23 protein-coding genes and 1 CRISPR repeat array are annotated in these 24,617 nt (G+C 57.6%); of the genes, 12 read left to right on the forward strand and 11 right to left on the reverse strand.

Annotation, left to right across the window (positions count from 1 at the left end; all coding sequences use genetic code 11):
* The first annotated feature begins 99 nt into the window (after positions 1 to 99).
* The 4 genes from KQP88_RS05190 (at position 100) to KQP88_RS05205 (ending at position 4,728) form a co-directional block, all read left to right on the forward strand.
* On the forward strand, positions 100 to 2,664 hold the full coding sequence (locus KQP88_RS05190; protein ID WP_216705019.1) for a fimbria/pilus outer membrane usher protein: 2,565 nt from the start codon (positions 100 to 102) through the stop codon (positions 2,662 to 2,664).
* Entirely contained in the window at positions 2,655 to 3,401 is a 747-nt protein-coding gene (locus tag KQP88_RS05195; RefSeq protein ID WP_407681815.1) for a fimbrial biogenesis chaperone, read from the forward strand. The genes KQP88_RS05190 and KQP88_RS05195 overlap by 10 nt, the downstream gene beginning before the upstream one ends.
* A 1-nt stretch (position 3,402) precedes the next feature.
* A complete protein-coding gene (locus KQP88_RS05200; protein WP_216705021.1) occupies positions 3,403 to 4,401 on the forward strand; it encodes a fimbrial protein in 999 nt (332 codons plus the stop codon).
* Positions 4,402 to 4,503: 102 nt separating this feature from the next.
* Complete coding sequence (locus tag KQP88_RS05205; RefSeq protein WP_025258790.1) at positions 4,504 to 4,728, forward strand: hypothetical protein; 225 nt, start codon at positions 4,504 to 4,506, stop codon at positions 4,726 to 4,728.
* Positions 4,729 to 4,734: 6 nt separating this feature from the next.
* On the opposite strand, the gene KQP88_RS05210 is transcribed toward KQP88_RS05205, so the two are convergent.
* The 4 genes from KQP88_RS05210 to KQP88_RS05225 all read right to left on the reverse strand — a co-directional run bounded on the left by KQP88_RS05210 (position 4,735) and on the right by KQP88_RS05225 (position 7,368).
* Entirely contained in the window at positions 4,735 to 5,487 is a 753-nt protein-coding gene (locus tag KQP88_RS05210; protein WP_200995136.1) for a YkgJ family cysteine cluster protein, read from the reverse strand.
* Positions 5,488 to 5,588: 101 nt separating this feature from the next.
* Positions 5,589 to 5,903, reverse strand: a complete 315-nt coding sequence (locus tag KQP88_RS05215) for a hypothetical protein (protein WP_200995135.1) — start codon at positions 5,901 to 5,903, stop codon at positions 5,589 to 5,591.
* 38 nt (positions 5,904 to 5,941) lie between these two features.
* Positions 5,942 to 6,403, reverse strand: coding sequence for a GNAT family N-acetyltransferase (locus KQP88_RS05220; protein ID WP_216705022.1), 462 nt, complete (start codon positions 6,401 to 6,403; stop codon positions 5,942 to 5,944).
* 65 nt (positions 6,404 to 6,468) lie between these two features.
* Positions 6,469 to 7,368, reverse strand: coding sequence for a chemotaxis protein (locus tag KQP88_RS05225; RefSeq protein WP_216705023.1), 900 nt, complete (start codon positions 7,366 to 7,368; stop codon positions 6,469 to 6,471).
* 597 nt (positions 7,369 to 7,965) lie between these two features.
* Between KQP88_RS05225 and KQP88_RS05230 the strand changes: the two genes are divergently transcribed.
* The 7 genes from KQP88_RS05230 (at position 7,966) to KQP88_RS05260 (ending at position 14,924) form a co-directional block, all read left to right on the forward strand.
* On the forward strand, positions 7,966 to 8,475 hold the full coding sequence (locus KQP88_RS05230; RefSeq protein ID WP_216705024.1) for a disulfide bond formation protein B: 510 nt from the start codon (positions 7,966 to 7,968) through the stop codon (positions 8,473 to 8,475).
* Between the two features lie 466 nt (positions 8,476 to 8,941).
* Positions 8,942 to 9,883, forward strand: coding sequence for a ubiquinol oxidase subunit II (cyoA, locus tag KQP88_RS05235; RefSeq protein WP_025258796.1), 942 nt, complete (start codon positions 8,942 to 8,944; stop codon positions 9,881 to 9,883).
* 3 nt (positions 9,884 to 9,886) lie between these two features.
* Positions 9,887 to 11,899: a cytochrome o ubiquinol oxidase subunit I gene (gene cyoB / locus KQP88_RS05240; RefSeq protein WP_216705025.1), complete on the forward strand. Its 2,013-nt coding sequence runs from the start codon at positions 9,887 to 9,889 to the stop codon at positions 11,897 to 11,899.
* 2 nt (positions 11,900 to 11,901) lie between these two features.
* Positions 11,902 to 12,531, forward strand: a complete 630-nt coding sequence (gene cyoC, locus KQP88_RS05245; RefSeq protein WP_117184471.1) for a cytochrome o ubiquinol oxidase subunit III — start codon at positions 11,902 to 11,904, stop codon at positions 12,529 to 12,531.
* Positions 12,532 to 12,864, forward strand: coding sequence for a cytochrome o ubiquinol oxidase subunit IV (gene cyoD, locus KQP88_RS05250; protein ID WP_025258799.1), 333 nt, complete (start codon positions 12,532 to 12,534; stop codon positions 12,862 to 12,864). It begins immediately after the preceding gene.
* Positions 12,865 to 12,874: 10 nt separating this feature from the next.
* Positions 12,875 to 13,762, forward strand: coding sequence for a heme o synthase (gene cyoE / locus KQP88_RS05255; RefSeq protein ID WP_025258800.1), 888 nt, complete (start codon positions 12,875 to 12,877; stop codon positions 13,760 to 13,762).
* Between the two features lie 142 nt (positions 13,763 to 13,904).
* Entirely contained in the window at positions 13,905 to 14,924 is a 1,020-nt protein-coding gene (locus KQP88_RS05260) for a branched-chain amino acid aminotransferase (RefSeq protein ID WP_200995130.1), read from the forward strand.
* Positions 14,925 to 14,992: 68 nt separating this feature from the next.
* Here KQP88_RS05260 and KQP88_RS05265 read toward each other — a convergent pair whose 3' ends face one another.
* Both KQP88_RS05265 and KQP88_RS05270 read right to left on the reverse strand, forming a co-directional pair.
* Complete coding sequence (locus tag KQP88_RS05265) at positions 14,993 to 15,955, reverse strand: ATPase (RefSeq protein ID WP_216705026.1); 963 nt, start codon at positions 15,953 to 15,955, stop codon at positions 14,993 to 14,995.
* 117 nt (positions 15,956 to 16,072) lie between these two features.
* Positions 16,073 to 16,861 (reverse strand): transporter substrate-binding domain-containing protein, encoded by a 789-nt coding sequence (locus KQP88_RS05270; protein WP_216705027.1) that lies wholly within the window; start codon positions 16,859 to 16,861, stop codon positions 16,073 to 16,075.
* Between the two features lie 162 nt (positions 16,862 to 17,023).
* On the opposite strand from KQP88_RS05270, the gene KQP88_RS05275 reads away from it, so the two are divergent.
* A complete protein-coding gene (locus KQP88_RS05275; RefSeq protein WP_216705028.1) occupies positions 17,024 to 18,034 on the forward strand; it encodes a zinc-dependent alcohol dehydrogenase family protein in 1,011 nt (336 codons plus the stop codon).
* Between the two features lie 22 nt (positions 18,035 to 18,056).
* Here KQP88_RS05275 and KQP88_RS05280 read toward each other — a convergent pair whose 3' ends face one another.
* The 5 genes from KQP88_RS05280 to csy1 all read right to left on the reverse strand — a co-directional run bounded on the left by KQP88_RS05280 (position 18,057) and on the right by csy1 (position 24,588).
* A complete protein-coding gene (locus KQP88_RS05280) occupies positions 18,057 to 18,716 on the reverse strand; it encodes a hypothetical protein (protein ID WP_216705029.1) in 660 nt (219 codons plus the stop codon).
* A gap of 523 nt (positions 18,717 to 19,239) precedes the next feature.
* Positions 19,240 to 20,527: a CRISPR direct-repeat array (repeat unit 28 nt; unit sequence CTTCACTGCCGTATAGGCAGCTCAGAAA).
* Positions 20,528 to 20,646: 119 nt separating this feature from the next.
* Entirely contained in the window at positions 20,647 to 21,210 is a 564-nt protein-coding gene (cas6f, locus tag KQP88_RS05285; protein ID WP_216705030.1) for a type I-F CRISPR-associated endoribonuclease Cas6/Csy4, read from the reverse strand.
* Positions 21,211 to 21,213: 3 nt separating this feature from the next.
* Positions 21,214 to 22,236, reverse strand: a complete 1,023-nt coding sequence (gene csy3 / locus KQP88_RS05290; protein ID WP_200995124.1) for a type I-F CRISPR-associated protein Csy3 — start codon at positions 22,234 to 22,236, stop codon at positions 21,214 to 21,216.
* 32 nt (positions 22,237 to 22,268) lie between these two features.
* Complete coding sequence (gene csy2, locus KQP88_RS05295; RefSeq protein WP_216705031.1) at positions 22,269 to 23,249, reverse strand: type I-F CRISPR-associated protein Csy2; 981 nt, start codon at positions 23,247 to 23,249, stop codon at positions 22,269 to 22,271.
* Positions 23,242 to 24,588 carry a type I-F CRISPR-associated protein Csy1 gene (gene csy1, locus KQP88_RS05300; RefSeq protein ID WP_216705032.1) on the reverse strand — a complete coding sequence of 449 codons (1,347 nt, stop codon included), beginning with the start codon at positions 24,586 to 24,588 and terminating at the stop codon, positions 23,242 to 23,244. The genes csy2 and csy1 overlap by 8 nt, the downstream gene beginning before the upstream one ends.
* Positions 24,589 to 24,617: the final 29 nt, after the last annotated feature.

Here is a 24,617-nt window from a genome sequence, read left to right on the forward strand (position 1 = left end):
CCCTTTGAGTACTGAAGATAACAGTGACTCGGTAGTCGTGCGCCTGCGTGAAAGGATTCCGCTGCACGTCAGATCTGCGAAGTAGAGTGAAAACAGCTAATGGAATGGCACCACCAGAACAACAAGAAGGCCATGACAGGTTTTGGTCTGTATGGCAGGGCGAACTGGATCAAAGGCAAGACCCGAAGATCGTTGCGGCGATGTCGGCTGGCGATTGTGGGGGGAAGCCTGTGTATCACCGCGTTCACCGTGGTATCGGCAGACACGCAAGGTGCCCAGCCGGTCAAGTTCAACACGGCTTTCATTCAAGGCAGTGACCAGCCTCCCGACCTGCAGGAGTTTCTGCGCGCCAACAGCGTATTACCCGGTACTTACCGGGTGGATGTGTATGTCAACCGCGCACTGAGCGGTCGCAGGGATATCACCTTCAGTCGTAACGAAAAATCCGGCCTGATCGAGCCCTGCCTGAGCCCCGAGATGCTTGAGAACTTTGGCCTGGACCCGCAGCGTTTGACGGTGACCAGCGGGCAGGAGTGTTTCGATCTGGAAAACACCATCGAATTCGCTCGCATCGATTACCGGCCCGATGCCCTGCGTCTCGATATCAGTGTTCCGCAGGCGGCCATGGCGCGCAGCAGGCGAGGGTATGTATCACCGGAACTCTGGGACCAGGGAGAAACAGCCGGTTTCATCAATTACAACTTCAATGGCTCACGACGTGATCAGCGTGGGCAGCACTCGGATCAATATTACCTGGGGCTGCGCAATGGCTTTAACCTCGGGGCATGGCGGCTGCGCAACGAGTCTTCGCTGGTGTATGGCGATAACCAGCCCTACCGCTTTCGCAGCAATCGCACTTTCGCGCAGCGTGATATCACGGCACTCAAGAGCCAGCTCACTCTGGGTGAAACCTTCACCGATTCTCAGGTCTTCGACAGCGTGCGCTTCAAGGGCGCGGCGATAGCGTCCGATGATGGAATGCTGTCCGACAGCGAGCGCACCTATGCGCCGGTTATTCGTGGCACTGCCGAAACCAACGCCACGGTCGAAGTCCGGCAGAATGGTTTCATGCTGTACAGCGGCAACGTTTCGCCCGGGCCGTTCGAGATCACCGACATTTATCCCAGCGGTTCCAATGGCGATCTGCTGGTGACCATTATCGAAGCCGATGGTCGGCGGCGCACCTTTACCCAGGCCTATGCGTCTCTGCCGATCATGGTGCCTGCCGGCTCGTTTCGCTACAGCCTCGCCGCCGGGCAAGTAGACAGCAATGACGATCACCAGGCCTCGCCGAACTTCACCAGCGCCGCTGTCATTTATGGGCTTTCCGAGCGGGTAACCGGTTTTGGCGGCCTGCAACTGGCCGAGGACTACAACGCCGCCAATATCGGAGCGGGGGTCAATACAGGCCTTGGGGCCGTCTCTTTCGACATCACCCATTCGATCAGCGAGCTGAAGCAACAGACTCGCAGCGGCCAGAGTATGCGGGTGCGTTATGCCAATACCCTGGATGTCACCAACACCACATTGGCAGTGGCCGGTTATCGTTATTCAACCGAGCAGTACCGGACCCTCAACCAGCATGTCAGTGAAACGGACGAACGGCCCGGGTTGCTTGCCAATGGCCGTGCCCGGGACCGGCTGGAGCTTAACGTCACTCAGGTGCTGCCCAGCCAGTCCGGTTCTCTGAGCCTGACGGCTTCCGAGCAGCGCTACTGGAACCTGCCCGGCAAGACCCGCCAGTTGTACCTGTCCTACAACGCTGCCTGGCGCACCTTGAATTACAGTGTGTCGGTGGAGCGCAATCAGGAATTCGGCACTCAGGGAAAGGGTGAAAACGATAACCGCCTGGCCTTGAGCATGACTCTGCCGCTGGGAGATTCGCCGGGTTCTTCGCGTCTCTCGTTCAATGCCGTGCGTGATGACAACGGCGAATACAACGTACAGACCGGGCTCAATGGTCAGGTGCTGGACAGGCGCGACCTGTTCTATTCGGTACAGGCCGGCCATGACAGCAGTTCCGGAAGTTTCGGTGCCGGCAAACTCAATGTCACGACGCCTTACGGCCGTTTCGAGACGGGCTACAGCCAAGGCCGTGACTATGACGCCTTGACCCTGGCTGCATCGGGTTCGCTGGTGGCCCATGGTGGCGGGATCAACCTCGGCCAGCCGCTGGGGGAAACCTTCGCCCTGGTTCAGGTGCCGGAGGTCGGCGGCGCCAGGCTGAAGTCCTACAGCAATGTGGAAACTTCGGACAATGGCTATGCGGTGCTGCCCTACGCCCAGCCTTATCGCACCAACTGGGTGTCACTGGACACCCGGCAACTGGGCGCCGATATCGAACTGGATAATGCGATCAGCCAGATCGTGCCGCGTCGTGGCGCCATTCCACTGGTGAGTTTCAAGGCATCCCAGGGTCGTCGTGTGCAGTTCGAACTGGTACGCGCCGATGCCAGCCCGATTCCGTTGGGTGCCAGTGTCGAGGATGAGCAGGGGCGTAATCTGGCTGTTGTCGATCCCAACAGCCAGGCATTGGTACTCAGCGAAAAGGACAGCGGCGTGTTACGCGTGCAATGGTCGGGGCAAAGCTGCCGTGCTCCGTTCACGCTTCCCCCCAAAGACCCCAAGCGTGCCTATGAGCGGCTCAAGGTGGTTTGCCAATGAGCCGGGCATTGCGTTGCGGGGTGTTTGCGCTGTTCTGCTGGGCGAGCAGCACTGTGCAGGCGGTAGTATCGCTGGCGGGTACCCGACTGATTTTTGATGGCGCCTTTCGCGAAGCCAGTATCCAGGCCAGCAATCTCAGTGAACATGAGGTGTTGATTCAGGCCTGGTTGAGCGCTCCCCGGGACACTGACGAAACGCCCAGAGAGCAGCGAACAGTCCTGCCCTTTGTCGTCACGCCGCATTTCTCCCGTTTGCCTGCCGGTGGCAAGCAGGAATTGCGGGTGCTGTATCAGGGCACGGGCCTGCCCGAGGATCGCGAGTCACTGCTGCACCTCTACGTTCTGGAGATCCCGCCGCGGCGCGAGGGCAGCAATCAGCTCAATATCGCCGTGCGTCAGCGTATCAATGTGTTCTATCGACCTCCCGGCCTGCCGGGCGACCCGGCTGAAACCGTCGTGCGTCTGGGCTGGAGCCTGACGGAGGACGCCGTTCGTGTCAGCAATCCCACGCCTTATCACGCCACGCTGCAAGCGGTGAAACTCGATGAGTTTCTGCTCAGCGATTACCTGTTGCTGGAGCCGGGCGCGGGTCTTGAGTTGCCGATGCCGCGCAGGCCGCGACCAGAAGTCTTTTCATTCAAGAGCCTGACCGACTATGGCGGTCAGCGCTCCCATTGCACGCGGTTGAACGGGCGAATGCCGTTCACTGACTCAATCCCACTCCAAGAAGAATGCTGATATGACCTGTTTTCCTGCCAAACGCTGGTTGAAACCCCTCGTTCTTGTAGCGGCACTGAGCCCGGCCACCGGCTTTGCCCTGGTGTGCAAGACCCAGGGCTCGGGTGAGTCCGCGATTCATGGAGACTTGAGCAGCACGGTTGCCATTCCGGCCTCGGTCCCCAATGGCGAAGTGATCTGGCGTTCCGAACGACTGAACATTCAGGTCGAATGTGCCAGGGAAGGGCAGCAGTCGGTGCCGCAGGAAATCTTCATCTACATCAACCCGGACAATAAGGTGATCGGCCAGGGCATTCGTGCCGGTCTGACCATCGACGGCGTGGATTACCTGCAAACCGGCGGGCGTATCAGTACCCGGCAGTCCGTGCCGGTCTGTCATGAAGGGGATTCCAATATCGGCGCGTGCCCCAAGGTCAGTTTCAATCTGACGTTTTCAGTGTTCGTGCAAAAGTACGGGCCGACGCCACCTTCGGGAGTGGCCAGCGACCTGATCGATTACCGGGTTTTCCAGCTCGACGGTGCGGCCGGTCTGGACCCGGTTCCGGGACGCAACCTCAGTTATGTCATCAACAACCTCAATGGCCTGCGCTTCATCGCCTGTGAGGCGCAATTGCAGGTGATGCCTGAAACACTGGAGTTCGGTTCCATCGGCATTCAGAGGGTCGAGGTGGGAAGGGTATTTGCCAGACGTCCGTTTTCCCTGCTGACCAGCCGCAGTTGTGAATCACCGTTCAGCCTCAATGCGCGCTTCAGGCCGGTGACGGGGCGGCTTGCCGGTGACGTGCTGGTACCGGGCAACAACAGTTCGCTGGGGATTCGGATCGTGAGCGAGAGAAGCAACTTGCCGCTGCGTTATAACGAGCTGTTTCATCTGGCCGACCTGCTGGGTGATAACCAGACGGCGCGTGCAGACTTCAATGCCGAGCTGCTATGGCAGACAACAAGGCCCAAGGCCGGGCCGTTCGAGGCCGAGGTGATGGTGGATCTGTTCTACAAATGACGACGACCCATGGCCGATGTCTGGTCGGGCAAGCGTTCAACGATTGAGGTATGCTGCGCGCCCACGGGCATGTGCCCGGCCATTTCGACTTTTGGTGTCGCCATGACAACCCCCGAACAAACACCTGCTCCAGAAGCCGTCACCGACTCAGCGCCGGAGACTGACAAGAAAACCACGGTTGCGCCGTTCAGCTTTCCGTTCAAGCCGTCCGAGTTCGCGCAGGCCAAAAAGGATCAGGCCTGGTATCAGAAGTCGAGCAAGTCTTCGCATCACAAGACTCCCGGTGCCGCGCCTGCCGGAACCCGTCGCTCCATGGGCAAGCGCTGATCGGCATCAGGCCGACTGCAATGGAATGAACATGTAGGACGTCGGGTCGCGGGTCGTTACCTCGGCACCTGCTCCATTCAGCGTGTTGATGACTTCCTGACCCGCCACATGAAATTCCCAGCCCGCATCGGACGAAACCGGCTCCGTGCGGGTGGTGACCTGCTCGATGGCGGCCGCAAAAGCCTGCATGTCCGGCAGGTAAGCCACAAACCCGTTGCCCTTGAGCGCAGTGGTGCGAATCCCCAATAGCTGACAGACCGACTGCTTGGTGGCGATCTCGTCCCGGTCGGCCTGACGCGATTGCTCGATCAGCGCCATCAGTTGAGTATCCACCAGCTTGTTGCCCACGATCAGGTCCGGACCCTGTTCCCAGGAGTGCGGCGGGCAGTCCTTGGCTTCAGGGCGCAGGGGAATGTGCGGATTGATTTCCATCGGGTAGATACGGCACACCAGCGGGCGGCGCTCGTAGATGCGGCAGAGGTTCTCGGCGTCAAGATTCCGGCAACGCCCGACGTTGTAGGCTGCGAAGGTGATTGCGACATAAGCCTGTGCAGAGCCGCTGCTCACCACCGTCGAACGGCGAGTGGCGTGGGTCAGTTGTTCCGGGGGAACACCATAACCATCACTCAGAAAGGCTTCGGTCAACACGATCACCGCACCGCCGTCAGCCGCCCACTGCGTGGCTTCGAGCAGAGTCAGGGGAACATGGTGATCGGTGCAGCAACCGCCGCAACCTACGCAGGAAAACTGAGTGTTCATTGTTTCGATAACCCGTTCAGGATAGGTGCCAGGACCGACAGCGAGTTGCTGTCAGTCACGACCTGGACAGGTAGCGAAGCAAATTATGCGCCAGCGCCGCCTCACTTGAGTGGGAGGCTATCCCATTCGGTCACGCTGGCCTGTCGGCTTTTACGGTTGTACAGACACAGCTCGGTGCCCTTGCGATTGTTCATGTGCTTCTGGGGATAGCGGCCTTGCAACAGCAGGGCACTGTAGCCAACCCGGTCATCGAACAGGGCGTTGCTGCCAACGGGTTTGCTGTCCTTGAGCTGGCTGGCCTTGAGGCAACTGTCGAGCATGGCCTTGTCCAGAGCGTTCCAGGCTTGCGGGGTGGCAGCGTTGGCCTGGCCGGCAATTGCCCAGAGGATTATCGGCAGCGCGATAAGTGATTTCATGATGGGCCTCCACACTATCGGGAGTCGATTATGCCCGATCAGGCCCCTTCGATTGCCGAACGCCGGACGTAGGACATGTCCATTTTTTCGTACAACTGCCGCGCCGTCAGATTGTTTTCCATGACCAGCAGGTCGACCCTGGGTTCGCCGCGTTGGCGCAGGTGGCTGAACAGCAGTGTCAGCAAGGCCATGGCGACACCCTGGCGTCGGGCGCGTGGGTGAACCACCAGATCCTTGATGAAGGCGCTGGTCCAGCAGGTAATTACGCCGACCGGTCCTTGATCGTCCACGGCAACGAAGCACAGCCCGGTATCGAACTCGGGGTCATGTTCGAAAGCGTTCACCCAACGGGAATAGTCCGGCACGCTTCCGCTGCCATCCTGATAACCCAGGCTGAGCAGACGATGAATTTCGGGGGCTTGATCGAGAGAGAAGGGTATGGGGCGGATGGCAGCAGGCCAGTGTGGTTCAGGTGCCGGCTGCCCGAGGTCCCGACGCATCAACCAGTAATGCCGGGTTGAGGCGTCGGTCCTTGAAGGGCCTTTGGAGCAGGGCGTTCTGCGAATCAGTTGCCCTGGGCCATGACTGTGTGTGCCGCCTCGATCAGGCATCTGGTCAACTCGGGGGACGAGAACTTGGTCAGCACGGCATTGGCGCCGGCCAGCTTGGCTTTTTCGCCGTTCATTGCGCTGTCCAGAGAGGTGTGCAGCAGGATGTACAGGTCCTGGAAGTCCGGGGTTTCACGCAAGGTCCGGGTCAGGGCGTAGCCATCCATCTCGGACATTTCGATGTCAGAGACCACGATGTTGATCTGCGCCGGGGTGCCTTGCAGTTCCAGCAGGACATCGATGGCTTCCTTGGCGCTGCGGGCCGTGTGGCATTCCAGGCCAAGGTTGCGCAAGGTGATGATCGACTGCTGCAACGCGACCTGGCTGTCGTCGACTACCAGAATCCGCGACTGGGACAGAGCCATGACGTCTTCGGCAGGCAACTCGTCGGACTGCACGACGATTTGTGCCGGCGCGATGCCGTGAATCACTTTTTCGATATCCAGCACTTGTACCAGAACGCCATCGACCTGAGTGACACCGGTGATGAACGACCGGCCGCTGGAACCGAAAGGCGGTGGACGAATGTCGGTGGTCAGGCAGTGGACGATCTTGCTCACCGCCTGCACATGCAGACCCTGCTTGGAACGGCTGACGTCAGTGACGATCAGGCAGCCGCCATCGGGATCGGCCAGCGGGCGCTCGCCAATGGCACGGCTGAGGTCGATCACCGACAGAGAGGCACCGCGCAGTGTCGCGACACCTTTGACGTGCGGGTGGGACTCGGGCAGGTGAGTCAGGGGCGGGCAGGGAATGATTTCACTGACCTTGAGCAGATTGATCGCCATCAGCTTGCCGCTACGTAACGTGAACAGCAGCAGCGAAAGTGAATCTGCTCGGACGTTCTTGGGTGACATAAAAACCTTCTGGCTATAGGTGTTCGTCGCTGAGAGGCGCAAAACAACTTTCAGTGACAGGCTATCGGCTCGCGACAGGCTGGCTTTAGGCTAACGGCCGCAGCATTGAAGGCCTGTGTGTTCGGTCACTCTTCTTGAAAAGTGATTTTCACTTCGTGCAGGATTGTTTTCGGCCGCAAGAGCGGGGGGCGCAATACTGGCAGTTTGATTTGTTTGACGTCAAACGGTTGATTGCGTCACAGAACGAAAGAGAATTACCGATTGTGTCTTTTATGCGCCCCCGTCTGTGTCCCGGGTTTGCCCTGCGGTAAACTGTCGCACTTCTCTTTCCGGGTACCTGGGTGCGACAAAAAGACGCATCCTTCTATATATAAGGAAGAGATCTGTTTTTTGCGCCTCTGTGCTCCACCACCTCCCTCGTGCCGAAGGAACCATCCGGTTGGCAAATCCATCCGTATGGCGGACAGGCGCTTGAGTTGGCAGGGACGAGAGACGAATATCGCGCACCATCCGCCAGCGGGTATTTACTCGCGATCAGTCCCGCAGGTGCCTGCGCTGGCCCGGCGCACCTGCACACCATTTCGATAAGGTAAGTGAATGAGCGACAACACGTTGTACCTGAGACGCGAAAAGCGTTTTCTGGTCTTGCTGGGAATCATCTGCCTGTCCCTGATCGGCGGCGCCCTGTACATGCAGATCGTGCTGGGCGAGGCGCCTTGCCCGCTGTGCATCCTGCAGCGCTATGCCTTGCTGTTCATCGCCATCTTCGCTTTCATCGGCGCCGCCATGCCGGGCCGTCGCAGCATCACGGTGATGGAAACCCTGGTCACCCTCAGCGCCCTGGGCGGTATCGCGGCTGCCGGCCACCATGTCTACACCCTGGCGCATCCGGCAGTGAGCTGCGGCATCGACACCCTGCAGCCCATCGTCGACGGTCTGCCCCTGGCGTCGCTTTTCCCGCTGGTATTTCAGGTCAGCGGTTTCTGCTCCACACCCTATCCGCCCGTCTTGGGGTTGTCATTGGCCCAGTGGGCTCTGATAGCATTCGTTCTGACCGCTGTTCTGGTCCCGATTGGCGTCATTCGCAATCGTCGTAGACCTTACTGAACGCAAGGGCTTTGATGGAAAAATGCCTCGTTTTCACGAGGCATTTTTTCTGGTTATAAAGATCAATGATTTGCGATTGTTGCAAGCTTTGAGATTAACTGTTACAAAATTAGGCATAGTCAATAAAAATTTACATATCTACAATCGCCAGCACTCATCGTCCAGCCAGGCTTGGCGATCAGAAATTTTGAGGCTCGGAGCGCCCTGTGCAGGCTAAACAGGCAGCGCAATGCTGGCCTCTGAGCGCGCAGGATCAGCGCGCGCAAGGCGATTGATCTGCGAAAGCAGGACAGTTTCCGGCGACTCAAAATAAGAATTCATAGCAAAACCCCCGGATTTGTCGTTTCGCAACAGAGCGTTTCGGCAGGTCCTTGTTCAATTTAAAAAAAGATGCCGGCACTGGCAGGGTAAAGTGTTGGCGGTCGAAACCCACTGCACCGCGCAAGCTGCTTTTAGAGGTCGTGAGATGAGTAAAACAAGGTACCCCAGGTTTTTTGGCTACTTGGCCCTGTTCAGCATGCTGTTGCTCAGCGGCTGTGACGGCGTTCCTCTGCTCGATCCGAAAGGGCAGGTGGGTATCGAACAACGGAACCTGATCATCATCGCCACGCTGCTGATGCTGATCGTGGTCATCCCGGTCATCGTCCTGACCTTCGTCTTCGCCTGGAAGTATCGCGCGTCCAACAAGGCCGCCAAGTACACGCCCGACTGGTCGCACTCGACCAAGATCGAAGTCGCGGTCTGGGGTATCCCCATGATCCTGCTGGTCTTCCTGGGCTACTTCACCTACATCTCCACTCACTCGCTGGACCCGTACCGTCCGCTTGAGTCCGACGTCAAGCCTGTGACCATCCAGGTTGTCGCGCTGGACTGGAAATGGGTGTTCATTTATCCGGAACAAGGCATCGCCACGGTCAACAAGATCGTCTTCCCTGCCAATACCCCGATCAATTTCCAGGTTACATCCGACTCGGTAATGAACTCGTTCTTCATTCCAGGCCTGGGTGGCCAGATCTACGCAATGGCTGGCATGCACACCAAGCTGCATCTGATCGCCAACGAAAACCACGAGTTCAACGGTATCTCGGCCAACTACAGTGGCGCGGGCTTCACCGGCATGAAGTTCAAGGCTATCGCCACCAGCCAGGCTGATTTCGATGCCTGGATCAACGAAGTCAAGAGTTCACCTAAACAGCTTGGTGCTGCTGAATACGCTGAACTGGCCAAACCTAGCGAACGCAATCCCGTCGAACTTTATTCCACGGTTACTCCGAACCTGTTCCAGATCATCATCGACAAGTATGAAGGTATGAACCCAGGCAAGAAGCTTATCCCTGGTGAGAAAGAAGTCGCTGGTGCCGAAGGTGCGGAAAAGGGCAAAAATTCAGCTGCTGGGGCAGAGGAGTAAACGATGTTAGGTAAATTAAGTTGGGAATCGGTACCGTTCCACGAGCCGATAGTCATGGTGACCCTTGCCATGATCGCGCTCGGTGGTCTGGGTGTGGTCGGGGCGATCACTTACTTCAAGAAGTGGTCCTACCTGTGGACTGAGTGGCTGACTTCCGTCGACCACAAGAAAATCGGCGTGATGTACATCATCGTTGCCATGGTCATGCTGCTGCGCGGCTTTGCCGACGCGATCATGATGCGTGCACAACTGGCCATGGCCCAGAACGGTGCCGAAGGCTTCCTGCCGCCTGAACACTATGACCAGATCTTCACCGCTCACGGTGTGATCATGATCATCTTCATGGCGATGCCGTTCTTCACCGGCCTGATGAACATCGTTCTGCCGCTGCAGATCGGTGCTCGTGACGTTGCCTTCCCGTTCCTGAACTCCCTCAGCTTCTGGCTGCTGGTAGCGGGCATGCTGCTGATCAACATCTCCCTGGGTGTCGGCGAGTTCGCCAAGACCGGCTGGGTTGCGTATCCGCCGTTGTCGGGTCTGCAATACAGTCCTGGAGTCGGTGTCGATTACTACATCTGGGCGCTACAGCTATCAGGGCTAGGTACGACACTTACGGGCGTCAACTTCCTGGTTACCGTGCTGAAGATGCGTACCCCTGGCATGAAACTGATGGACATGCCGATCTTCACCTGGACCTGCACCTGGGCAAACATCCTGATCGTGGCTTCGTTCCCGATCCTGACCGCTACCCTGGCGTTGCTGACCCTCGACCGTTACCTGGACTTCCACATCTTCACGAACGAAATGGGCGGTAACCCCATGATGTACGTGAACCTGTTCTGGGCATGGGGTCACCCTGAGGTTTACATCCTGATTCTGCCTGCGTTCGGTGTCTTCTCCGAAGTCATCTCGACGTTCTCGGGCAAGCGTCTGTTCGGCCACAAGTCGATGATCTTCGCTTCCGGCGCGATCTGTGTACTGGGCTTCATGGTATGGCTGCACCACTTCTTCACCATGGGTGCGGGCGCCAACGTCAACGCCTTCTTCGGTCTGGCGACGATGCTCATCGCGATACCGACGGGTGTGAAGCTATTCAACTGGCTGTTCACCATCTACCAGGGTCGTCTGCGCTTCACCGCGCCAGTACTCTGGACCCTGGGCTTCATGGTTACCTTCTCGATCGGCGGCATGACCGGCGTTCTGCTGGCAATCCCGGGTGCTGACTTCGTACTGCACAACAGCCTGTTCGTAATCGCTCACTTCCACAACGTCATCATCGGCGGTGCGGTATTCGGTTACATCGCCGGCTTCGCGTTCTGGTTCCCTAAAGCGTTCGGTTTCACCCTGAACGAGAAGTGGGGCAAGGCAGCGTTCTGGTTCTGGATCAGCGGCTTCTTCGTTGCATTCATGCCTCTGTACGCGCTGGGCTTCCTGGGTATGACCCGTCGCCTGAACGCTACCGACATGCCTGAGTGGAACATCTACCTGAACGTTGCTCTGTTCGGTGCATTCCTGATCGCAGCCGGTATCGCTTCGCAGCTGATCCAGTTGTTCGTCAGTATCCGTGACCGCAACAAGAACCGCGATCTGACCGGTGACCCATGGAATGGCCACACTCTGGAGTGGTCCACTTCTTCGCCACCACCGTTCTACAACTTTGCCGAGCTGCCTGAGGCAAAAGACATCGACGCATTCACGGACGCCAAGCGTGCCGGTACCGCCTACAAGGTTCCTGCTCACTACTCGGCTATCCACATGCCTAACAACACGGCGACCGGCCTGTACATGGGTCTGCTGTTGACCGTCTTCGGCTTCGCGTTCATCTGGCACATCTGGTGGCTGGTGGGTGCAAGTCTGGTAGCGACCATTGCTGTCTTCGTTGTTCACGCTGCACGTGACGACCAGGGCTACATGGTTCCTGCTGAAGATGTAGCGCGTATTGAAGGTGAGCATCACAAGGTCCTGGCGGCCAACGGTGCATACACTCCTGTCAAGTCCTCGCTGGAACAGGTTTAAACATGTCAAATATTGCTATCAACTCCGGAGCCCACGGTCATGACGCTCATGACCATGGGCATGACGATCACCACGACAGCGGTGGAATGACGGTCTACGGCTTCTGGCTGTACCTGATGACCGACTGCGTGTTGTTCGCATCGTTCTTCGCGGTCTACGCCGTGATGGTCAACAGTGTCGCGGGCGGCCCGTCGGGCCAGGACATCTTCCTGCTGCCTTTCGTGGCTGTGGAAACCGCGTTCCTGTTGGTCAGTAGTATCACTTACGGCTTCGCCATGCTGGCGCTGTACAAAGGCAAGAAAAGTCAGGTGCTGGGCTGGTTGGCTCTGACTTTCCTGTGCGGTGCTGCGTTTATCGCCATGGAAGTCTATGAGTTCCATCACCTGATCCACGAAGGCTACGGTCCTAGCCGCAGCGGCTTCCTGTCGGCGTTCTTCGCCCTGGTCGGCCTGCACGGTCTGCACGTAACCAGCGGTCTGATCTGGATGGGTATCATGATGTATCAGGTCCAGAAAAAGGGCCTGACCAACACCAACAAGACCCGCCTGAGCTGCCTGAGCCTGTTCTGGCACTTCCTGGACGTGGTCTGGATCGGTGTGTTCACTATCGTCTACCTGATGGGAGCCCTGTAAATGGCGAATTCACATCATCCAGCTGAAGACAATAGCCACGGTTCCGTGAAGTCGTACATCATCGGTTTCGTGCTGTCGATCATCCTGACTGCCATCCCGTTCGCCCTGGTCATGTCCCCGGTTCTGCCGAAAGACCTGACCATCGCGATCATCCTGGCCTTTGCGATCGTCCAGATCCTGGTGCACCTGCATTACTTCCTGCACCTGGACTTCACGAGTGCGCAACGTAACAACGTGCTGGCGTTTGCCTTCACCGCGTTGGTTATCGTGCTGCTGGTCGGCCTGTCGCTGTGGATCATTTTCAGTATCCATCGCGAAATGATGGCGCATTGAGGAATACCAGATGTCCCTGAAGCACTTTATCCAAATCACCAAGCCGGGGATCATTTTCGGTAACGTGCTTTCGGTGGCAGGTGGCTTTTTTCTGGCTTCCAAGGGTGATATCGATTTCATCGTGTTTCTTGCGGCGGTAATCGGTACCTCCCTGGTCGTAGCGTCAGGTTGCGTATTCAACAACTGCATCGATCGTGATATCGACCAGCGCATGGAGCGGACTCGCAACCGTGTGCTGGTGCAGGGCCTGGTGTCCATCAAGCTTGCACTGCTGTATGCCACGATTCTGGGCATCGCCGGTGTCAGCCTGCTGTACACCTACGCCAACCCTCTGGCTGCCTTGCTGGGCGTGATCGGTTTCGTGATTTACGTGGGCTTCTACAGCCTGTACTTCAAGCGTAAATCCGTACACGGCACCCTGATCGGCAGCCTGTCGGGGGCCATGCCTCCGGTGATTGGCTACTGCGCTGTAAGCAACAGCTTCGATTTCGCGGCATGGACGCTACTGGTGATGTTCAGCCTGTGGCAGATGCCGCACTCGTATGCGATCGCGATCTTTCGTTTCAACGACTATCGTGCAGCGAAGATTCCGGTTCTGCCGGTCAAGCGCGGCATTCTGGTCACCAAGCGTCACATCCTGCTCTACATCCTGGCGTTCCTCGTAGCGACCCTGATGTTGACTTTCGGCGGTTACGCGGGTCTGAACTACCTCGCTGTTGCAGCGGGCATGGGCATGTACTGGTTGTACATGGCCTGGAAGGGCTACAAGGCTGCGGACGATACTGTCTGGGCCCGCAAGCTGTTCGTGTTCTCCATCTTCACCATCACCGCCCTGAGCGTGATGATGTCGGTGGACTTTCAGGTAACGAAAGAGTTGTTGGTGACCTACGCCTTCTGACTTGCACCTGAACCCGAAAAACAAAACCCTGTCCCGAAAGGCACAGGGTTTTTTATTGGATGCTCACTTCAGTTCAAATGATCTGGCAGAATACGGCACAGGCCTGACTCATCCAGGCAGCGGCTAAACGAAAGAGGGCGTTATGAGTCAAGAAAGCATCAACTGGGAAACCCTGGGTTTCGATTACATCAAAACCGACAAGCGCTACCTCTCCCACTGGCGTGATGGCGCCTGGGATCAGGGTTCCCTGACCGAAGACAACGTTCTGCATATCAGCGAAGGTTCTACCGCGCTGCATTACGGTCAACAGTGCTTTGAGGGCCTGAAGGCTTATCGTTGCAAGGATGGCTCGATCAACCTGTTCCGCCCTGACCAGAACGCCCTGCGCATGCAGCGCAGCTGTTCCCGTCTGCTGATGCCTCAAGTGCCTACCGATGTGTTCATCGAAGCGTGCAAGCAGGTCGTCAAGGCCAACGAACGCTTTATCCCGCCTTATGGTTCGGGCGGCGCTCTCTATCTGCGTCCGTTCGTGATCGGCGTTGGTGACAACATCGGCGTGCGCAGTGCGCCCGAATTCATCTTCTCGATCTTCTGCATTCCGGTTGGCGCCTATTTCAAGGGTGGCCTGAAGCCGAACAACTTCGTGATCTCCGGCTACGACCGCGCTGCTCCGAACGGCACCGGCGCGGCCAAGGTTGGCGGCAACTATGCAGCCAGCCTGATGCCCGGTTCCGAAGCCAGAAAATACAGCTTCGCCGACTGCATCTACCTGGACCCGCAGACTCACTCCAAGATCGAAGAAGTCGGCTCGGCCAACTTCTTTGCAATCACGGCCAACAATGAATTCGTCACGCCCAAGTCGCCTTCCGTGCTGCCGGGTATCACCCGTCTGTCGCTGATGGAACTGGCGCAAAGCCGCCTGGGCCTGACCGTTGTTGAAGGCGATGTGCTGATCGACAAGATCGGTGATTTCAAAGAAGCGGGTGCCTGCGGTACTGCGGCCGTCATCACCCCGATCGGCGGGATTTCCTACAAAGACAAACTGCATGTCTTCTACAGCGAAACCGAGGTCGGTCCGGTAACCCGCAAGCTTTACGCTGAACTCACCGGCGTACAGTCCGGCGATGTTGAAGCTCCAGCCGGCTGGATCGTGAAGGTCTGATTCCGCGCCATGCCGTAGGAGCCAATTCATTCGCGAAGCAATTCGCGGATAAATCCGCTCCTACGGATTCATTCCTTCGCAGGCCCCAGCACAATCGCCAGATGCCGCAAGTCCTCGACTTCGACGCTGAAGCTTTTCCCCGATGGGCTTTTGACGACATTTCCCAAGGCATAGACCGTGAAGAACTTCACTTCATCGGCATGGCTCAACAGCTCGGTGATATACCGACTGGAGCGATAGGCCTGCATCTGCGCGGGTGACACGTACAGCGTCACCAGTTTGGCTTCGAGACGGTCGAAGAACTTGAACTTGAACCCCAGACCATAACGTTCCACCAGCCCGCCGCCATACAGCACCCGGCCGTTGTCGCCTGTCTGCGCATATTTGATGTGGCGAAAGTACGAGCGCAGGGACAATTCGCCCTGTCCGGGAATCCTCAGGGTCAGCAGCTTGAAGTCATCGGGCGATAATTGCGCCTTGGCCTGACGGAAGCTGTCCACCAGCCGTTCAAGATTATTGGTGCGCGTTTCACTGTAACGCGGTGCTGCAGGCGTCGAAGCTTCTGCTGCCGGAGAGTCGTTTGCAGGCTTCGGTGCGCGAGGTCCAGCCTTGTCGGGGCCGGCCTTTTCCTTGACCGGGTCTTTGATCACGGGATCGAAGACATCAATGTAGTCATCCAGCTTGCGCTTGACCTTGCGAATGCGGGCCTGGGGATCGGTCTCTTCGACTTCGGGTTCTTCTTTGGCTTCCCCGGCTTCTTCCTCGACCCACTCGCAGCTGGCGTGATGGTCGTAATGCGGGTTGGCGCGAAAGTGAGCAGCCACGAAGGTTGGATTGTCCTGAGGCTTCACGTCATAGCGAACCCCCGTCACCTTGGCGCCCAGCGCCCGGCAGGCCTCACTTGAGCACAGAAACTCGAAGCGCGAGCGCGGTGGCTCCTGAGAGAAGTATTCACGCCGGGCCGCCGTGATCGACAGCTCCTGCTGCAACTCGACACAGAATGCGCGAGTGATGGTTTTGCTGGGCTTCATGCTCGTGTGGCGCCTTCCAGTCGTTGGTCTTGCAACAACCTATTTCAGCCGACCCCGGCTTGCAACCCTTGCCGAGCGGGAACCTGCCTGTGATTCCCGCTCTGGCTCAAGAACAGCTTACTGGCCCGGCACTGCCAGCCACTCACCCAGCGCCTGCTGGTAGGCGCCTGTGGCTTTGCTCAGGTGCAGCCACTGATCGACATAGCTTTTCCAGGCCACATCGTCGCGTGGCAGCAGGTAGGCTTTTTCACCGTATTGCATGTAACGGGTCGGGTTGACCGCGCACAGCCCCGGCATGCGTTTCTGCTGGTACAGCGCTTCGGAAGCATCGGTGATCATCACGTCGGCCTTCTTGTCCAGCAACTCCTGGAAAATGGTGTTGTTGTCGTGGAAAGCAATCTGAGCCTTGGGCAGATAAGCGCGGGCGAAGGCTTCGTTGGTGCCACCGGCCGGCTCGATCAGGCGCACGGATGGCTGGTTGATCTGCTCAATGGTCTGGTACAGGGCCTGATCTTCGCAGCGGACCAGCGGAATCTTGCCGTCGATATCCAGCGTGTTGCTGAAGAACGCCTTCTTCTGCCGCTCCAGCGTGACGGAAATACCGCCCATGCCGATGTCGCACTTACCGGCGACCATGTCAGGCATCAGGGTTTTCCAGGTGGTCGGGACCCACTCGACCTTGACGCCCAGGCTCTTGGCCAGCGAGCGTGCCATGGTGATATCGATACCTTCGTACTCGCCGTCTTTGCGCAGGAAGGTGTAAGGCTTGTAGTCACCCGTGGTGCACACTGACAACTGGCCAGCCTGAATCACCTTGTCCAGATGCGAAGCCGATTCCTGGGCCTGCGCCATGCCTGTCAGGCCCAGCAGAAGGGCGGCCGGTACGCTGTATTTCAGATTCATCATGAGGCTGTGTGCTCGCAACGGTTTGATTGGATTTATCGGACGCGGCAGAGTGCTCCATGGGCTGGAGCGACGTGAAGCCGCAGTCGCGTCATGCCCGTTCGTTGAACTTACGGGTACGCATTTCGTCATTTCACAGGACGTTGAATGGAAAGGAGATCGATCATGAGCAACACAACCATTTATGTACAGGCCGGTGGCGGTTACGAGCGCGTTATTGTCGGTGACAGTGAAGTGCTGGCACCCAAGGCCGGGGAAATCACCGTGCGCCTGCACGCCAATTCCCTCAACTACCACGACTTCGCGGTGGTCAGCGGCATGTGGGGCCCCAGCGAGTCACGCATTCCCATGGCCGACGGTGCCGGTGTGGTCACGGCGGTAGGCGAGGGCGTCAGCGAGTTCAAGGTCGGGGATTCGGTGGTCAGCACCTTCTTCCCGGACTGGATCAGCGGCGAGCCGCTGGTGGAAGGCTTCGTGACTGTTCCAGGCGATGGTATCGATGGCTATGCCCGTCAGCAAGTCACCGCCCGCGCAACCTCCTTCACCCTCGCACCGGTCGGCTACAGCCACGCAGAAGCCTCGACCCTGACCACAGCGGGCCTGACCGCCTGGCGTGCGTTGATGAGCGATGGCGGCCTTAAAGCAGGTGACACCGTACTGGTCCAAGGCACCGGTGGCGTTTCGATATTCGCCCTGCAATTCGCCAAAATGGCGGGTGCCACTGTCATCGCCACATCCTCCAGCGACGAAAAACTGGAGCGCCTGAGCGCGCTGGGTGCCGATCACCTGATCAACTACCGCAAGGACAGCACCTGGGGCGAGACTGCCCGCACCCTGACCGGTGGCCGGGGTGTCGATCACATCATCGAAGTCGGTGGCCCATCGACGCTTGAGCAGTCCATGCAGGCGGCGCGTGTCGGTGGGCATATCTCGGTGATCGGCATTCTGACCGGCGTCGCCGGGCAACTGGCAGTCGTGCCGGCGCTGATCAAGCAACTGCGCCTGCAAGGCGTACTGGTGGGCAGCCGAACCCTGCAGCAGGACATGATTCGTGCAATCGATGCCAACGGCATGCGCCCGGTACTGGACCGCTCGTTCCCGCTGACCGATATCGTCGAAGCATTCCGCTATCAGGAAACCAACCAGCACTTCGGCAAGATCACCCTGCATATCTGACCGGCTCGCACAGGAAGAGGCCTCAGCCGTAGGCCTCCTCCAGTGCGTTGAGCTGTTCTTCGATGGTCGCCATGATGGTTTCCCAGTCGGCCTGGGTTCTTTGCCAGGTTTCTCCCTGATGCACATAGAGAAAGTCCACGACGGAATACGTGACCTTGCCCTTGCCTATGGCGCCGAATGCTTCGGCACTCAGCGCCCGGGCCAGCATCTCGAGTTCGGCTGCATGGTTCAGCCAGCGCCAGTGATGCTTGATCACCACCTTGTCCAGCAGGATGCACTGCTTCTTGAACGCCTTCAGCGCCAGACCCAGCGGGCTGGCACTGAGCAATGAGTCGATCTGACGCGGATCGTTGCCCGCCTTCAGCTCGGCATTCGGGCCGAAGAACCACTCGTTGAACCCGATCTCTATCTCCCGAAACGCCACACTGGCATCCCAGATGACCCCCAGCGCCTTGTGCTGACGCACATCCCGCTTCCAGGCCCCATACGCCTTGAACGCAACCCCCGCGATCCCGATGATCGCCAGCGTCTCCACCAGAGAAGACGCCGAATAAACCACAACCCAGGCATCCACGGCCCGCACAGGACTGCTGCCGGAAGCCGCACTGTAATAAGTCGCCGCTACCACCACCATCAACGCAAAACAGGCGCTGTAGAACCCGAAGGCATAAGGGTCTTTCATTATTATTCTTGTCCCCATCAGTCAAGGTGGCCAGAGCATCAACCGCTTAAATGATGGGTTTCAGGGTAGTAGAGAGTGGGGGTGTTTGCTGCCGAGAGAGCCGACTGATTGGGTAGGATTTATCCGCGAGACGTCATTGCAGACGATGCATTTTTGAGAGCTGAGTGATTCATCCCGGGCTCACACAACCTTGTGGGAGGGGCCTTGGCCGCGACATCCTTCAGACAAAATATGTCAGGAAATGGAGCTTTTCCAAGCCGTCATGTCGCAATTTCCGGTTTCTAGCGACATGTTATGAGGTCATGTCGCTGGCGACGACATATCAAAAAGTACGGCGCTGTCTTGCTGCGGGTGAGCACCTGTATACGGCGGACAGGAATGAACCCTTTCTTGACCCTCTTTTTTCGCCTCAGATTCGTCCTTTAAAAATCAATGACTTACAAAGCTCGATAAAAAAAGGGTTAAAACGGCTGTTGGCGCATATTTTTCTTTGAAAACGGAGGGTTATCGAGCAGAGTGTCTACTTCACTGCCGTATAGGCAGCTCAGAAAACCACCCCACGTGATGTCTCAAAAGCCTTTGCCTTCACTGCCGTATAGGCAGCTCAGAAATGCGACAACCCCTGCCCCGAGCAATGTCGTTTCTTCACTGCCGTATAGGCAGCTCAGAAAGAACAGGTCCACGTTCACGAGCTGAAGTATCTCTTCACTGCCGTATAGGCAGCTCAGAAAAGATTGTCTACGCTCTGCGCCTGAACTTCTGTCTTCACTGCCGTATAGGCAGCTCAGAAAAAATCCAATTGGTCGATTCCACGATATGCAGGCTTCACTGCCGTATAGGCAGCTCAGAAAGATCGATCGGCAAAGCCCCGCGATGATGAGCACTTCACTGCCGTATAGGCAGCTCAGAAATAGCGTGTATGCGTTATGCCCGCTCACAGAGCCTTCACTGCCGTATAGGCAGCTCAGAAACAGGTAAGCACAATGCATCAGTTAGCAAGACGCTTCACTGCCGTATAGGCAGCTCAGAAACCTATGAACCCGACGAATTGCGCATTAGGATCCTTCACTGCCGTATAGGCAGCTCAGAAACCTATGAACCCGACGAATTGCGCATTAGGATCCTTCACTGCCGTATAGGCAGCTCAGAAATAAGTGATGCGCAATTATTACCGCTCGGTAAACTTCACTGCCGTATAGGCAGCTCAGAAAAGCATCCATTCGGTGCGGGAAGTGGCCCAGTCCTTCACTGCCGTATAGGCAGCTCAGAAAAGGACGTACGCTTTTCCTCGCCTACCATGTACCTTCACTGCCGTATAGGCAGCTCAGAAATGAAACGCCGCCGTTCGCGCCAGCAAATTCTGCTTCACTGCCGTATAGGCAGCTCAGAAAAAGAACATCATCCGGGGCTTAGTCGAGTAGGCCTTCACTGCCGTATAGGCAGCTCAGAAAACCGCGAGCCATGGGCAACACCAGATCAGGTACTTCACTGCCGTATAGGCAGCTCAGAAAGATCTGAATGCGCTTGCCCAGGGCAACATCCACCTTCACTGCCGTATAGGCAGCTCAGAAAATTGCCCGCGAACGAGAATTTCGCCGCATCCACTTCACTGCCGTATAGGCAGCTCAGAAATCGGGCCGCTGGCCGCGCCGGTCGTAGAGCCGCTTCACTGCCGTATAGGCAGCTCAGAAACTTGCGAGGACAGGTTTTTGCGCTCCTGATGCCTTCACTGCCGTGTAGGCAGCTCAGAAACTACGGGCGTTAAGACCCGGATAAATCGCACCTTCACTGCCGCACAGGCAGCCCAGACAAGATCACTTGAGCATTGAGCAAAGCACTGAGCCTTCACTGTCGTAATAAGCAGCTCAAAAAAACAAAGCCCTTGTAGCTAGCTCACCTACAAGGGCTTCAATCCATTGCCAAAAGAACATCAAAACCAGGGAACAGTAGCCGTAGCACTCAACCCATAGCTATTGAAGGTCCCATCCTGGGCGCTGCTCTGTATCGGCTCATGCCGGATGAACAGCAGGAACGTCTGACCATTGGTACGGCTGCGCATCTGGACGAAGGGCAGGTTGCAGCGTTTTGCGGCGCTGTCGGGGATACGTTCGCGGGCTTGTTCTTCCGTGAGGCCGTGGCGTTTGATCAGGCGTCGTCTTGTGCGCTCCGGGTTGCTGTCCACCTGCACGCGGCTGACGCGCCGATGCTGTGCGTCAGTGGGGATCGGGCTCAGTTCGCCTACTCGCACATGGTCACGCATGCCCGTCAGCCAGCTCTGGGCCATCAGGGCATCCAGCGCTTGCGCACTGCCGTGCAAGCGCAGGCGGTCGCCCAGGCCGGTAGCCCTGCCGCTGATAGCGGGGAAGCTGATGCCGATGTCATCGCGACGCAGGTCATGCAAGCCGCGATGCAACTTGGACATCAGTGCGCTCATCAGTTGCGTGGCTGCAAACTCCGGATCGGGCAGTAATTGCAGGTCGAGGTAATGATCCATGGCTTAGCCCGCCTCACCGAATACGCCGCCACGAATCAGAGTCGCGATGACGAAATGCTGCTGATCCAGCTCCGGCACCTTGTCCTTGAGCACCCAGCTATCGAGCAGGGTGTAGAAGTCATCCTTGGTGCTGCGTGGCTGACGATACGCTTTGCCTTGAGTGGTGACCGAACCATAGGGTTCCACGGCAATCGGGCCATTGATATCGGCTTCCTGATACCAGGTGTCGATGCTGCGAATGGCGTTGCCGATCTTTTGCGAGTGGATGCCCGCGACATCGCCGACCTTGTAGAGCGTCTTGCTTTTGCTGCCGCTGGCGCGTTCCAGAATCAGTTCTTGTGAGGGGAAGACTTCCTGCCCCGCACCCATTCGTACATAAGCTTTCACCTCCAGCAGCACATGCTGTTGACCTGCCAGACCACTGGCGATCAATTGCGTCAGCTCGCCCAGTGCCTTGGCATTTTCAGGGCTGGTATTGAACTCCCGCAGAGACAGCGCCAGAGAATCGAAAGCCCATTTCGACGCAGCCTTGCCATCCACCAGATGGGCGACTTCCACTTCCACCTGTTCGGCACCGATACGATTGCGCCACAGAAAGCGGCCGTTGGCCAGGTTGTGGGCATAGCGGCGTGCCAGCTCATCGAAGCCATTGCCATCTACATAGCTTTTTACAGTGGCGAGCAGCTTGTTCCGGTACTCAGTGTCGTTACAGGCCGATGGCTGGCCGGTGCCGCCCAGGATGCGCAGGGTAAAGCTGACCCGCAGGGTGTCGGCATCATGGGGCAGGGCGGCGACATCTACGGTTTGCAGGTTGGGCTTCTCGATCTGGGCATCCAGCTTGGCCGGGTCCAGGTCCTTGGTTTTCAATCGGTTGGAAATAGTGCCGCGCACCGATTTCTCACGAACTTCCAGCGGTGTCCATTTATCGCGAGACTGCCAGTCGCCGGAATGAAACAGCGCATCGGAAGGATCAAGCTTGCGCTCGAAAGCCAGAACGGAAGCGGTCTTGAGGGTGTCGTTAGCCATGTTCAAATACCTTTTAGGAAGATGGTCAGCAGTCAGTCGAAGTCGTGCAGAACAGCAGGGCGATAGTCGTTGGCGCAGCGATAGAGGCCGTCATCGGGTTGCGAGTCGGCGTACCAGAGCAGGTGTTCGGGAGTGTGCAGGCGATGTGGGCTGATCCACTCACCGATGCCATACAGGCTTTCGACGAAACGGAAATCGGTTTGCCCGTCACGGGCATTAGCTACCGAGCCTGCAGGCAGCACGTCACTCAGCGCGCCATAGCCCACAGGAATGGGCACTATCCAGCCGCTGTCTTTTTTGTCGTTGACCCACTTGGGCTTTTTGGTCGGGTCTTCGTTGGCAACGCTGTGCCAGTTGAGCCTCGACAACGACAGCCAGGCGTCGAGCCGTGAGGCATCGGGGTTCTGCTCTTTTAAGGCGTCGTGCCGTTGCTCAAGCAGGTCCTGACGATCAACCAGCGCAAAGCCCGGCAGCAGGCGCAAACGGATTTTGGTGAAGAGCTCTTGCCTGTCGTTTTCTTCAGGCATGAATACCATGAAAGGCTGTCGCTTGTAGGGCGGCGCACTGGACGGAACCACGCTGCCGCCAGCAATACGCATTTGCGAAAGCTGATCTCGTACCTGCCGGGCGATCAACTGCGTGGCTTCGCTATCGGTCGGCAACGTATCGCCTTGCACCCCGAACACAAGGCTGATCTCCATATGCATCCGGCCTTCTTCAACAATCGCGGCAGTACTGCCGTCCTTGTTGATGGGGTTGCGAGTCAGGCGCAAGGTGCTCACGTACTTGCTGTCGGTGATTTGCTCTTCGTGATGGTGCACAACGACGCCGACAGCCTTGAACTTCAGGTCCAGCCCAGCCTCGTGGGTTTTGCGCCCCAGTGCCCACATCAGGCCCAGGAATGCCGTCATCGACGGGAAGCCATGAGTCAGCGGGCTGGAAATGGAGTTGGCGTTCTGTACGCGAATGCGTGGAATGACCAGCAGATGAGTGAACGAAGGGCAGTCAGCCATTGGAGATCTCCCGGCCAGTGATTGGCATGAAAGAGTCGGCTTCGATGATTGCCTGTCTGGTCCAGTGTCTCAGCTCCACATCGCCGACGGGCAAGCCTATATTGCGAAGGATTGCATTCAGCCATTGCCCAAAGCGCTTGGCGACTTCATCGGGCCAGTCATTGCGTTCAAAGGCCGCGATAAATGCCTGGTCTTCATCGAGATAATCATCGCGCAAAGGCAGGCCGATACGGCCCGGGTCGAGCCAGAGTTGTTCACATAATGGCAGGTCGCAGTCAGGGTGACGGCTCCAGCCTGGTTCGAGCTGCTCGCGGTTGGTGAGGCCAAACGTGACCAGTGACAGGCCCAACGCTTTTTCGATGCTTTTTCGTGCATCACGAGTAGGCAGAGTTCTGGGCGGGTCTTTTTTCAGCAGCGTACACAAGGCTTCGATCTGCTCGGGCACACCTTCAAAATATCGAAAGCGATCAAACGCCGTTTCGATATTGAGAAAGCCAGGTTGCCTGTACCGCTTCCAGGTCGGCGGTATCGAAGCCAGCAGATAATTCACCCCACCGCGCTCGCTGTTGAGCTGGCTGATGTTCTGCGGCTTGGTACCACCCAGCTTGCGGGTGACCAGATTGCGATAATCGCGGTATTGCCCGTCGTAAAGCTTTTCCTCTCGTCTGGCCTGTCGGGCTTCTTTGCTGGCTTCTCCGAAGCGGGCATCGTTGATGTGCTGATGCACCGCATGGGCAAGGCTGCTGGCGACCAGGGGCTGCAAGAGATGAAAGCCCGAGTTGTCAGTCGGCTCACCGGAAACACTCCAGTACACCTGCTTGGCCATGGTGTGAGAGGCCAGGGTAGAGACAGGCCGTATCAGTCCCTTGAAGGCCGATGCCCATTCATGGGCAGTGGCTTCGTCATCGCTCAATGCACTCAACAAGTCAGCATCATTGGCCTGCAACCAGTCCAGCAAACGACGGCCTTCGACTTCTACCTTGAGAAATTTGTACACGTCGAGAGCAGCGGCATTACCCACGATATCGTCGGCATAAACCTCGCCCAATACGTGAGTGCCTACTTCGGCATGCTGATGCAGTGATTGCGGTACGACATGCAGGCTGCTGCCCCGAGCATCGGGATGCGTGGCCTTGAGCACATGAGTCACCGCCTGAATCTGCGCTACCCGACGCGCAGCATCGGCCAGCCAGGTGGCGTAATCATATTTGCCAGCGGCCTGACCACCGTCGCCCTCGTCATTGCCCTTGAGCTTGGCTTCTTTACGCTCATTGATAAAGGCAGTGATGGCAGTACGGAAAATGGTGGAGCGGGGCGTAGGCCTAGATCCTTCATCCATGTTCGGAACCTTTAATAATCGACTGAGCG

Origin of the sequence: Pseudomonas lijiangensis (genome assembly GCF_018968705.1) — a bacterium.
Lineage (GTDB): Bacteria > Pseudomonadota > Gammaproteobacteria > Pseudomonadales > Pseudomonadaceae > Aquipseudomonas > Aquipseudomonas lijiangensis.

Bases quoted from the DNA above. Each gene is read 5' to 3' on its own strand.
- KQP88_RS05205 (WP_025258790.1), top strand. From the start codon at position 4,504: ATGACAACCCCCGAACAAACACCTGCTCCAGAAGCCGTCACCGACTCA.
- cyoB (WP_216705025.1), top strand. From the start codon at position 9,887: ATGTTAGGTAAATTAAGTTGGGAATCGGTACCGTTCCACGAGCCGATA.
- KQP88_RS05230 (WP_216705024.1), top strand. From the start codon at position 7,966: ATGAGCGACAACACGTTGTACCTGAGACGCGAAAAGCGTTTTCTGGTC.
- KQP88_RS05275 (WP_216705028.1), top strand. From the start codon at position 17,024: ATGAGCAACACAACCATTTATGTACAGGCCGGTGGCGGTTACGAGCGC.
- cyoE (WP_025258800.1), top strand. From the start codon at position 12,875: ATGTCCCTGAAGCACTTTATCCAAATCACCAAGCCGGGGATCATTTTC.
- csy3 (WP_200995124.1), bottom strand. From the start codon at position 22,236: ATGGCTAACGACACCCTCAAGACCGCTTCCGTTCTGGCTTTCGAGCGC.
- KQP88_RS05225 (WP_216705023.1), bottom strand. From the start codon at position 7,368: ATGTCACCCAAGAACGTCCGAGCAGATTCACTTTCGCTGCTGCTGTTC.
- KQP88_RS05210 (WP_200995136.1), bottom strand. From the start codon at position 5,487: ATGAACACTCAGTTTTCCTGCGTAGGTTGCGGCGGTTGCTGCACCGAT.
- KQP88_RS05260 (WP_200995130.1), top strand. From the start codon at position 13,905: ATGAGTCAAGAAAGCATCAACTGGGAAACCCTGGGTTTCGATTACATC.
- csy1 (WP_216705032.1), bottom strand. From the start codon at position 24,588: ATGGATGAAGGATCTAGGCCTACGCCCCGCTCCACCATTTTCCGTACT.
- cyoC (WP_117184471.1), top strand. From the start codon at position 11,902: ATGTCAAATATTGCTATCAACTCCGGAGCCCACGGTCATGACGCTCAT.
- KQP88_RS05265 (WP_216705026.1), bottom strand. From the start codon at position 15,955: ATGAAGCCCAGCAAAACCATCACTCGCGCATTCTGTGTCGAGTTGCAG.
- KQP88_RS05200 (WP_216705021.1), top strand. From the start codon at position 3,403: ATGACCTGTTTTCCTGCCAAACGCTGGTTGAAACCCCTCGTTCTTGTA.
- cas6f (WP_216705030.1), bottom strand. From the start codon at position 21,210: ATGGATCATTACCTCGACCTGCAATTACTGCCCGATCCGGAGTTTGCA.
- cyoD (WP_025258799.1), top strand. From the start codon at position 12,532: ATGGCGAATTCACATCATCCAGCTGAAGACAATAGCCACGGTTCCGTG.
- KQP88_RS05190 (WP_216705019.1), top strand. From the start codon at position 100: ATGGAATGGCACCACCAGAACAACAAGAAGGCCATGACAGGTTTTGGT.
- cyoA (WP_025258796.1), top strand. From the start codon at position 8,942: ATGAGTAAAACAAGGTACCCCAGGTTTTTTGGCTACTTGGCCCTGTTC.
- KQP88_RS05270 (WP_216705027.1), bottom strand. From the start codon at position 16,861: ATGATGAATCTGAAATACAGCGTACCGGCCGCCCTTCTGCTGGGCCTG.
- KQP88_RS05215 (WP_200995135.1), bottom strand. From the start codon at position 5,903: ATGAAATCACTTATCGCGCTGCCGATAATCCTCTGGGCAATTGCCGGC.
- csy2 (WP_216705031.1), bottom strand. From the start codon at position 23,249: ATGGCTGACTGCCCTTCGTTCACTCATCTGCTGGTCATTCCACGCATT.
- KQP88_RS05220 (WP_216705022.1), bottom strand. From the start codon at position 6,403: ATGCGTCGGGACCTCGGGCAGCCGGCACCTGAACCACACTGGCCTGCT.
- KQP88_RS05280 (WP_216705029.1), bottom strand. From the start codon at position 18,716: ATGAAAGACCCTTATGCCTTCGGGTTCTACAGCGCCTGTTTTGCGTTG.